Below are 262 nucleotides of genomic sequence, written 5' to 3' on the forward strand. Positions count from 1 at the left end.
CTACCGCGTCCTTCATCGCCTGTGATCGCCAAGGCATCCACCACATGCACTTGTTCGCTTGACCCTATAACGAGTCTGTCTCGTTACAGGTTTGAGTTCTCGCGTTGTGCCGTATTCCAATTGAGTCAAACATAGAGTTCGAATCATCTTGAGATACATCGATACAATCACAACCCGGATAGTTTCCACGTCCATCTCATAGACGCTTCCGCTATCCAAATTACTTACTTCTTCCAGATTGTTAAAGAACGACAGCCGATAT

1 protein-coding gene is annotated in these 262 nt (G+C 45.8%); it reads right to left on the reverse strand.

Annotation, left to right across the window (positions count from 1 at the left end; translation table 11 throughout):
- Nucleotides 1–12: 12 nt before the first annotated feature.
- A partial coding sequence (locus G3N94_RS42070; protein WP_205799997.1) for a hypothetical protein occupies nucleotides 13–262 on the reverse strand: 250 nt, incomplete at its 5' end.

The sequence above is a fragment of the Burkholderia sp. Ac-20353 genome, assembly GCF_017104785.1.
In the GTDB taxonomy this organism is placed as follows: Bacteria; Pseudomonadota; Gammaproteobacteria; order Burkholderiales; family Burkholderiaceae; genus Burkholderia.